Genomic DNA, 9,351 nt, shown 5'->3' with positions numbered 1-9,351 from the left:
CCGCGGCGTTCCTGCGCCGCCCTCTTCCTTTGTGCCCGCGTCCCTTCCGCGAGGCGGACGCGGATCGTGTCAGGCGAGCGCCGCCTGCCCGGCCCGCGCGCTCTCCCGCAGATCGGCGAGCACGTCGGAAAGGCGGTCCAGGCCGCCCGCGATCCAGGGCAGCGACGCCGGGTCGGGGGAGGCGAGCGCGGCGAGCCGCTGCTCGTCGGTCTCCCCGTACAGCAGGCTCGGCGCGACCCGCAGGCGCAGCGCCACGGGCGGCTCGCCGAACGAGCTGCCGGGCAGCACCCCCACCCCGTAGCGCTCCAGGAGCAGCTCGGACAGCTCCACGGACGTCCTCACCCCGTGCCCGCGGAGCAGCGCGTCACGGAGCGGGTCGAGGTCGGGGTAGACGTAGAACGCGCCCTGCGGGGCCGGCACCCGGGCGCCCGCCGCGGCGAACCGGGCCGCGACCGCGCGGGTGACCGCCCCGTGCAGCCGCCGGCTGCGGTCGACGTGCTCGACCAGCTCCGGCGGCTCGGCGAACGCGTACGCGGCGGCGTGCTGCACCGGGGCCGGCGCGCTGGACCAGACCTCGCTGGCGATCCCGAGCACCGAGGCGCGCAGCGCCGCGCCGAACGGGCCGTCCGGCAGCCGCGCCACCCCGAGCCGCCAGCCGCCGGCCGCCAGGCTCTTGCTCAGCGCGGTGGTCACCACCGTCCGCTCCGGCGCGTACCGGGCGGGGGCCGGCACCGCGCGGCCGCGGTCGTGCACGAGGTCGCGGTAGATCTCGTCGGACACGATCACGAGGTCGAGGTCGCGCGCGGCCGAGCAGAGCCGGCGGACGGTCTCCTCGGAGGCGAGCGTGCCGGTCGGGTTGTCCGGCAGCGTGACGATCACCGCCCGGACCGTGCGTCCGGCGGCCCGCGCGCGCACCACCGCGTCGGCGAGCAGCGCGGGACTCGGCACCCCGCCCTCGCCCGGCGGGGTCGCCACCCGGATCGGCCGGACTCCGGCCAGCGGCGCCTGCGCGGCGTAGCTCACCCAGCTCGGCGCGGCCACCACCACGTCCCCGCCGATCGCCATCAGCAACGCGAACAGCAGCGGCTTGCTGCCGGGGCCGCACACGACGGCGGACGGATCGGTCGGCAGTCCCCGCCGCCCCCAGTACCCCGCCGCCGCCGCGCGCAGGGCGGCCGACCCGGCCACCGGGCCGTAGCCGCCGCGTCCCGAGGCGGAGGCGAGCTCGCGGGTCAGCGCGGGATGGATCGGTATGCCCGCCTCGCCGAAACCGAGGGGCAGCACCCGCACTCCCTCGCGGCGCTTGCGGGCGAGCGCCTCGTTCACCGCGAGCGTCGGCGACAGCGGGACGGCGCGCGGCGCGAACGACACCGGCCGGGCCGGGCCGCCCGCCGTCGACGGGACGGAGGGAGCGGAGGGGCCGGAGGGGCTAAGGGCGGAGGGGACGGGATCGGAGGGACTGGTCGGGCGGCCGGCCGGGCGATCGTGCGTGGGCGGGTTCTGGGCATGCATCGACGCTCCAAAGGCATGGCGAAATAACGGTGGGTGTCGGAAAGATCCCCCTGCGTGACCCGGCCGGGTTCGCTTCATGCTTTCCCGCATTCAGCATCATCACAAGCGAGTCTCGGCGATGGTGACCGTAAGCTGAGCTGATGCTGGAACTGCGCCGCCTGCGGCTGCTCGCCGAATTCGCCCGCCGCGGCAGCATCGCCGCGACCGCCGCCGCGCTCGGCTACACGCCGTCGGCCGTCTCCCAGCAGCTGGCCGCGCTGGAACGGGAGGCGCGCATCCCGCTGCTGGACCGGACGGCCCGCAGCGCGGAGCTGACCGACGCCGGACGGCGCCTGGCCGCGCGCGCCGAGGAGATCCTGAGCCTGGTGGAGACCGCGGAGGCGGAGCTGTCCGCGCAGTCCGACACCCCCATGGGCCGGGTGGTGGTCACGGCCTTCCCGACCGCCGCCGTCGCCTTCGCGCCCGCGCTGGCGCACAGCCTCGGCGACCATCCCGGGCTGACCTTCGTGCTGCGGCAGACCCGCCCGGGGGACGGCATCCGCCAGGTCCAGAACGGCGAGGTCGACATCGCGCTGATCGACGACTGGACGGGCAAGGTCCCCGACCAGTCCCCGGCGGTGCTGGAGTTCTTCCACCTGCGCCGCGACCCGCTCGTCCTGGTCGTCCCGGACGGGCACCCGATGTCGGACCCGGACCGCCCCGTGGAGCTGCAGATGCTGCGGAACGAGCCGTGGATGGCGGCGCCCCCGGGGGAGCCGTCCCGGCAGGCCGTCGAGCGGCTGCTGGACACCGTGGGGGGCGCGCGGCCCGTCCCCTGGGAGTTCGAGGGGCTCCACACGATCCTCAGCCTGGTGGCGCGGGGGATCGGCATCACCGCCGTGCCCGCGCTGGCGCTGGCCGCCGGCGACCAGGGCGTGGCGGTCCGCCGGATCCCCGAATGCACGCTGGCCAGGGAGGTGTACGCGGTGACGCGGCGGGCGAGCGTGCGCCGGCCGTCGGTGGCGGTGACGCTGCGGGCGATCTACGCCGCCGCCCGGGAGGCCCAGCCCGCCGCGCCGGAGTCCTGACCGGTTCCGGCCGCGGCTCGGCCAACTGCGGGACAAATCCGAACTAAGAGACAAATCACCTCAATAGATCGCGCTGTGCTGGGAAGTCGCAGATGAGAGAGCAATCCGGCGGACGGCCTGAACACGGACGCCTCCAGGTTCGTCAAAACGGGAGGACGCACGCGGATCATCACGTACGGTGGTGCGAATCGTGACGCCGTCCCAGGCCATGCAGCAGTCCATGCACACCGATCGGGGAGCGCAGCACTCGATGGAACCACCAGCGACGACGCCGGCCGTCTCGGCGGCCGGGCCCTCGGGCGCCACGGCCGCGGCCGTGGTCGCCGAGGGCGGCGGGCACCACTTCGAACTGCCGCGGATCCGGGCGCTGCTCCTGCACGCGCTGCCGCGCTTCGCCGAGGGCGTGGTCGCGCCCGTCGCGGTGTTCTACGCCGCCCTGGCGCTGCTGGGGCTGAACGGCGCCCTCGCCGCGGCGGTCGCCTGGGTGTACGGGGGGATCGTCTTCCGCTACCTGCGCGGGCACCCCGTCTCCGGGATGCTGATGCTGGCCGCGGTCGGCGTGACCGTGCGCGCGGCCCTGGCGGCGGCCACGCACAGCGCGGTCGTCTACTTCCTGCAGCCGACGCTCGGCACGCTGATGGTGAGCATGGCCTTCCTCGCGTCCGTCCCGCTGCGGCGGCCGCTGGCGATGAAGCTCGCCCGCGACATGGTGCCGATCCCCGAGGCGTTCTTCCGGCACGACAAGGTGCACCAGTTCTTCCTGCGGATCTCGCTGCTGTGGTCGATGGTGCTGTTCGTCAACGTCGCGCTCAGCCTCTGGATGCTGTTCAACGAGTCGATCGGCACCTACCTGTGGCTGCGCACCAGCATCGTCGCCGGGCTCGGCGCGCTGGGCGTCGGCGTCTCGGTACTGGGCTTCAAGCGGCTCCTGCGGCACATCAACCGCGAGCCCGCCCCCGCGGCCTGACCCGCTTCCGGCCGCTCCGGCCGCTCCGACGGCCCTGAGCTGCGATTCCCTGATCCCGGCCCGAACTTTTCCGGGTCCCGGACCATCTTTCTTTGCACAGGCATTCGCCGAAGCAGGGTGAGTCTTGGGACTGGGGGAGTTTCGTGGCGATCAAGGGGCGGCCGGCAGTGGCGGCGGCGGGCGGAGCGGGCGCCGTGGCGCTGCTCGCGGCCGGATGCGGCATCGGCGGCACGGGTGTGCTGTCGGCGGGCGAGTCCGACACCACGGTGACGATCACGCCGGCGAGCGGGACGCAGCGGGTCGCACCGGACGCGGTGATCCGGGTGAAGGCGTCCGGCGGCAAGCTGGCGAAGGTCGCCGTCCAGGGCAGCAAGGGCTCGGCCGTCACGGGCGAGCTCGCGGGGAACCGCAAGACGTGGCACTCCACCCGCACGATGACGCCCGGCGCGTCCTACACCGTGACGGCGCAGGCCAAGAGCGGAGGGAAGCTCCGCACCGTGACCAGCGCGTTCACCGTGCTGACCCCGGAGCGGACGCTGTCGATCAGCGACGTCACGCCGAACCTGCCCGGGGAGAAGGTCGGCGTCGGGATGCCGATCATGCTGCGGTTCGACCGGCCGGTCGCCGACAAGGCCGCCGTGGAGAGGGCCCTGCACGTCACCCCGGACAAGCCGGTCGAGGGAGCCTGGCGCTGGATCGGGTCCGACCAGGTCGTCTACCGGACGAAGACGTACTGGCAGCCCCACCAGACCGTCCGGTTCCGGGCGGACCTGGCGGGCGTGAACGCCGGAGGCGGCGTCTACGGCGCCGCGGACGTCGCCGAGACGATCACCATCGGCGCCGCGCAGATCACCACCGGCGACATCGGCGGCCACCACATGACGGTCACGCGGGACGGCCGGAAGCTGCGGACGGTCCCGTTCAGCGCGGGCAACGGCGAGACGCGGGAGTTCACCACCACCAGCGGCGTGCACCTGCTGATGGACAAGGGCAACCCCGTCACGATGACCTCGCCGGGCCGTCAGCCGGGCGACCCGGGCTATTACCAGCAGGTCGTCGACAATGCGGTGCGGTTCTCCGACAGCGGCGAGTACGTCCACTCGGCGCCCTGGTCGGTGGGGTCGCAGGGCTCGGCGAACGTCAGCCACGGCTGCCTGAACGTCAGCCCGTCCGACGCCGCCTGGTTCTACGGCATCGCCCAGCGCGGCGATGTGCTCAAGCTCACCGGCTCGAACCGCGAGGTCGAATGGGACAACGGCTGGAGTTTCTGGCAGCTGCCCTTCGCCAAGTGGAAGGAGGGCAGCGCCCTTGGCTGACCGCGCCTTCCCGCCCGATAGCGGTTCCGGGCGCCGCGCCGCGCGGCCCGAACTACGGACCGTGTCCGCTTGCAACGCTTTGATCTCGGACTGCCGCCAAAACCCCGGGTCATGGCGTCATCACCCAAATTTGTCGCTAATGTCACTGAGATAGACGGCGGGGTTCTGGAGGTTGAGGTGCAGCGGAGGGTTTCCGCGGGTGTCCGGGCCGGTGCGGGGATGGCGGGGGCCGTGCTGCTCCTCACGACCGCCTGCTCGGGCGGCGAGAAGGAGCACGGCGTCCCGGTGGGCGAGCAGGGCGACTCCGCCGCTCCGCAGGTGACGATCAACCCGGGCAACGGCAACGGGAAGGCGGCGCCGGAGGCGGGCGTCACCGTCACGGCGGCGGGCGGCACGCTGCAGCAGGTCACCGTCACCCGCAAGGGCAAGCCGGTGGACGGGGCGATGGCCGCCGACAAGAAGAGCTGGAAGTCGCGCACGCTGCGTCCCGGCTCGCAGTACCAGGTCTCCGCGGTCGCCGTCGGCCCCAAGGGCAAGTCGGCCACCGTCAACTCCACCTTCACGACGCTGAAGGCGGCCAACGAGCTGGACATCGCCGACGTCTCGCCGACGAAGGGGGAGAAGGTCGGCGTCGGAATGCCGATCATCGTCACCTTCAACCGCCCGGTCGGCGACAAGAAGGCCGTCGAGCAGGCCCTCGAGGTCAAATCGACCAAGCCCGCCACCGGCGCCTGGCGCTGGGTCGGCGACACCCAGGTGATCTTCCGGACGGAGAACGGGCACTACTGGCAGCCCAACCAGAAGGTCACCTTCACCGCCAAGCTGGCGGGCGTGAAGTCGGGCAAGAAGACCTACGGCATGACCGACTTCAGCCGCAAGTTCACCATCGGTGACGCGCACATCATCAAGGCGAGCACGAAGACCCACCACCTGACCGTCACCAAGAACGGCAGGAAGGTCAAGAGCTGGCCGATCAGCGCCGGCCGGGGCGGCCGCGTGGTCAACGGCGTGGACACCTACGCCACCACCAGCGGCATCCACCTGACCATGGGCAAGGAGAATCCGGCGATCATGACGTCGGAGTGGATGGGCGTGAAGCCGGACGAGCCGGGCGGCTACAAGGAGGTCATCCCGTTCGCGGTGCGGATCTCCAACAGCGGCGAGTACATCCACTCGATGGCCTCGACGGTGTGGGCGCAGGGCCACCAGAACGTCAGCCACGGCTGCGTCAACTCCCCGCCCTCCGCCGCCCGCTGGTTCTACAACTTCTCCTACCGCGGCGACCCGGTGATCATCACCGGCACCAGCCGCAGGCTGGAGCCGGACAACGGCTGGGGCTTCTACCAGATGTCCTGGAAGAAGTGGGTGAAGGGCAGCGCCCTGGACCGCACCGTCACCACCGGCTGACGGCGCGCCGAGACGCGTCGTGGCGGCGCCCCCCGCTCGGGGGGCGCCGCTCGCGCTTTTCAGGCGCGCTCGATCAGGCCCCGGACGTAGGCGGCCTGCCCGGCGTGCTGGAGATCGTCGGAGATCACGCTGATCAGCCGCACCGCGAGCGTCACGGGCGGGTCCCAGGCCGTGTCGACGATCCGTTCGAGGTCCTTGTCGGTCAGCGTGCCGACGTACTCGACGGTCCGGTCGTGCACCGCGTCGTGGTAGCCGGTGAGCAGGTCCGCGGAGTCGACGCGGACGGCCGCGACCTGCCCCGGGTCGTGGCCGTAGCCGGTCTCGGCCGTCGCGAGCGGCAGCGCGAACCGGTCCGCCCAGCCGCCGGACGTCCAGATCTGTTCGCTGCCGGCGGCGTCGGCGACGTGGTCGTCCTGGACGCGGGTGAGGTGCCAGACGAGCCAGGCGATCGTGTTGGCCTCGGCGTCGGGGCGGAGGACGAGCTGGTCCGGGGTGAGGCCGTCCACGGCGTCCCGGACGACCTCCTGGATGCGGTCGAAGGCGTCGGCGAGCAGTTGCGCACTGGTCATTTCCCCGACGCTACCCGTGCGCGTCCGCTCGATGCGGGGCGCCCGCTCGATGCGGGGGCGCCCGCCGAACGCGGAGGGCGTCCGCTCAGAGCGGAGGGCGTCCGCTGAGAGCGGAGCACGGGGTGCGGGGCGGCGGGGCCGCGCGAGGATGGGGCGATGGTGAGCACACGCCTCGAAGACGCGACCGAACTGCCGGGCGGCCTGCTCGTCAGGGGCCGGGGGCTGCGCCGGCCCGCGCCGGGCGGCGCCGCGCCCGACTACGGCCTGTACCTCGGTTCAGACCGGCTCCGCGGCCGCCACGACGCCGCGCTGGCCTGGCCGCACGTGTGGATCGACTGGCCGGACTTCCTGCTGCCCCGCGACCGGGAGGGCGCCGTCGCGCTGATCCGGGACCTGCACGCGCGGGCCGCCGCCGGCGAGCGGGTCGAGGTCGCCTGCGGCGGCGGCGTCGGCCGCACCGGCACGGTGATGGCCTGCCTGGCGGTGCTGTCCGGGGTGCCGGCGGACCGCGCCGTCGCCTGGACCAGAGCGAACTATCACCGCAAAGCGGTCGAGACGCCCTGGCAGCGGCGCTGGGTGCTGCGCTTCCCCCTGGAGTAGCCCCCGCTGAGCGGGTACCTGTCCCGGCATGAGCACACCCGCGACCGGCCGGAGCGGGGCCGCGCCCGACCGCGGCTTCGCCGCGGAACTCCGCGACGCGGTGACGCTGCGCTCGTTCAGCCTCGTCGTGGGCGTGCTGATCCTGCAGCTGGCGTTCATCCTGTCCTACATCGGCGCGTTCCACTCGCCGACCCCGCACCGCATCCCGGTCGCGGTCGTCGCGCCCGGGCAGGCGGCGGGGCAGGTCGCCGCGCAGCTGAACGCGCTGAAGGGCGACCCGCTCGAGGCCCGCACCGCGCCCAGCGAGCAGCGGGCCCGGCAGCTGATCCTGGACCGGACGGTGGACGCCGCGATCGTCGTCGCCCCGCGCGGCGGCACCGACACGCTGCTGGTGGCGTCCGCGAGCGGCCCCGCCGTGTCCAGCACCACCCAGCAGATCGCGGCCGGGATCGAGCAGTCCCGGCACCGGCAGGTGCGGACCGTCGACATCCGCCCGCCGGCCGCCGGGGACGGCCGCGGCCTGTCGTCGTTCTACCTGGTCATCGGCTGGATGGTGGGCGGCTACCTGGCGGCGGCGATCCTCGGCGTCGCCGGCGGCGCGCGCCCGGCGAACCTGCGCCGCACGGTCATCCGGCTGGGCTCGCTCGCGCTGTACGCGATCGTGTCCGGGCTCGGCGGGGCGATCATCGCCGGGCCGGTCCTCGGCGCCCTGAACGGGCACTTCTGGGAGCTGTGGGGCATCGGCGCGCTGGTCGTCATGGCCGCCGCCGCGACGACCGTCGCGTTCCAGATCCTGCTCGGCATGATCGGCATCGGGCTGGCGATCCTGCTGTTCGTCGTCCTCGGCAACCCCAGCGCGGGCGGCGCCTACCCGATGACCCTCCTGCCGACGTTCTGGCGGGCCATCGGGGACTGGCTGCCGACGGGCGCGGGGACCACCGCCGTCCGCAACACCGTCTACTTCTCCGGCCACGCGACGGCGCAGGCCCTCGGCGTGCTGGCGGGCTACGCCGTCATCGGGTCGGCGGTCGCCCTCGCCGCGTCCGCCGCGCACCTGCGATACATGAGGCTCGTCCCGGACGCCCCGGCGACGAGCAGCACGCAGAGCCAGGCGAACCAGTCGCCGAAACGCGAGTAGACGGTGCGGACGCCGCCCGCCGGGAGCGTCGCGGTGACGGAGGCGAACCCGGCCCCGCCGGTGGCGCGCCCCGCGAGGACCCGGCCGTAGGGGTCGCTGACCAGGAGCGTCCCGGCCCGCGCCGCCCGCGCGACGGTCAGCCCGCTCTCGACGCCGCGGACGAGCGCCATCCGCCCGTGCAGCCGCCCGTCGCCGGTGAAGTCCCACGCGGGCGCGTACAGCACCGTCGCGCCGCGGGCCCGGTAGCCCCGGACGAGACCAGGGAAGTCCAGGTCCTTGCAGACGGCGAGGCCGCGGCCGGGGGACAGGAACGCGAACTCCGAGCCCGGCGCCAGGCCGTCCTCCAGCCCGGGGATCAGGTGCCGCTTGGCGTAGCGGACGGGCGCGCCGCCGTCCGCGCGGATCCCGAGTGCGACGTTGCGCGCGGTTCCCCCGGTCGTCAGGACGAGCCCGACGACGATGTCCTCGCGGCGTTCGGCGGCGAGCCGCCCCAGCGGCCCGGTGAGCGCGGGCAGGGTCGCCTCGTCCGCGGCGAAGGTCTTCTCCGGCAGGACGACCGTGCCGGCGGGCGGCGTCGCGCGGATCGCGGCGAGGTAGCGGCTCAGCAGCTCGCGGCCCTGCGGCGTGGCGAGGTCGATCGTGTCGTCGGGACGGTCGGTGTCGAGCAGGGTGACGGCCGCCCGCGACGGGTCGTGGGGCTGCCGGAGCCGCCAGCCGCCGTAGGCCAGCGGGAGGACGAGGACGAGCGCGCCGGCGAGCAGCACCCGCCATCGCC

8 protein-coding genes are annotated in these 9,351 nt (G+C 73.8%); 5 read left to right on the top strand and 3 right to left on the bottom strand.

The genetic code is table 11. The features are described 5' to 3' along the window. Window positions 1–69: 69 nt before the first annotated feature. Entirely contained in the window at window positions 70–1,371 is a 1,302-nt protein-coding gene (locus ABZ914_RS39665; RefSeq protein ID WP_500199686.1) for a pyridoxal phosphate-dependent aminotransferase, read from the bottom strand. 281 nt (window positions 1,372–1,652) lie between these two features. On the opposite strand from ABZ914_RS39665, the gene ABZ914_RS39660 reads away from it, so the two are divergent. The 4 genes from ABZ914_RS39660 to ABZ914_RS39645 all read left to right on the top strand — a co-directional run bounded on the left by ABZ914_RS39660 (window position 1,653) and on the right by ABZ914_RS39645 (window position 6,269). Continuing rightward, window positions 1,653–2,579: a LysR family transcriptional regulator gene (locus tag ABZ914_RS39660; protein ID WP_190854369.1), complete on the top strand. Its 927-nt coding sequence runs from the start codon at window positions 1,653–1,655 to the stop codon at window positions 2,577–2,579. Window positions 2,580–2,757: 178 nt separating this feature from the next. Beyond that, window positions 2,758–3,546 carry a VC0807 family protein gene (locus ABZ914_RS39655; RefSeq protein ID WP_347256597.1) on the top strand — a complete coding sequence of 263 codons (789 nt, stop codon included), beginning with the start codon at window positions 2,758–2,760 and terminating at the stop codon, window positions 3,544–3,546. 143 nt (window positions 3,547–3,689) lie between these two features. Further along, window positions 3,690–4,862 carry an Ig-like domain-containing protein gene (locus ABZ914_RS39650; RefSeq protein ID WP_190854367.1) on the top strand — a complete coding sequence of 391 codons (1,173 nt, stop codon included), beginning with the start codon at window positions 3,690–3,692 and terminating at the stop codon, window positions 4,860–4,862. 219 nt (window positions 4,863–5,081) lie between these two features. Further along, complete coding sequence (locus ABZ914_RS39645; RefSeq protein ID WP_500199685.1) at window positions 5,082–6,269, top strand: L,D-transpeptidase; 1,188 nt, start codon at window positions 5,082–5,084, stop codon at window positions 6,267–6,269. A gap of 59 nt (window positions 6,270–6,328) precedes the next feature. On the opposite strand, the gene ABZ914_RS39640 is transcribed toward ABZ914_RS39645, so the two are convergent. Next, window positions 6,329–6,838 (bottom strand): mycothiol transferase, encoded by a 510-nt coding sequence (locus ABZ914_RS39640; RefSeq protein ID WP_500199683.1) that lies wholly within the window; start codon window positions 6,836–6,838, stop codon window positions 6,329–6,331. A gap of 156 nt (window positions 6,839–6,994) precedes the next feature. On the opposite strand from ABZ914_RS39640, the gene ABZ914_RS39635 reads away from it, so the two are divergent. Next, complete coding sequence (locus ABZ914_RS39635) at window positions 6,995–7,438, top strand: protein-tyrosine phosphatase family protein (RefSeq protein ID WP_500199681.1); 444 nt, start codon at window positions 6,995–6,997, stop codon at window positions 7,436–7,438. A gap of 1,005 nt (window positions 7,439–8,443) precedes the next feature. Here the strand turns inward: ABZ914_RS39635 and ABZ914_RS39630 are convergent. Next, a partial coding sequence (locus tag ABZ914_RS39630) for a nitrilase-related carbon-nitrogen hydrolase (RefSeq protein ID WP_500199680.1) occupies window positions 8,444–9,351 on the bottom strand: 908 nt, incomplete at its 5' end.

The sequence above is a fragment of the Spirillospora sp. NPDC046719 genome (genome assembly GCF_040645715.1).
In the GTDB taxonomy this organism is placed as follows: Bacteria; Actinomycetota; Actinomycetes; order Streptosporangiales; family Streptosporangiaceae; genus Spirillospora.
This window is presented reverse-complemented; position numbering and strand designations above follow the sequence as displayed.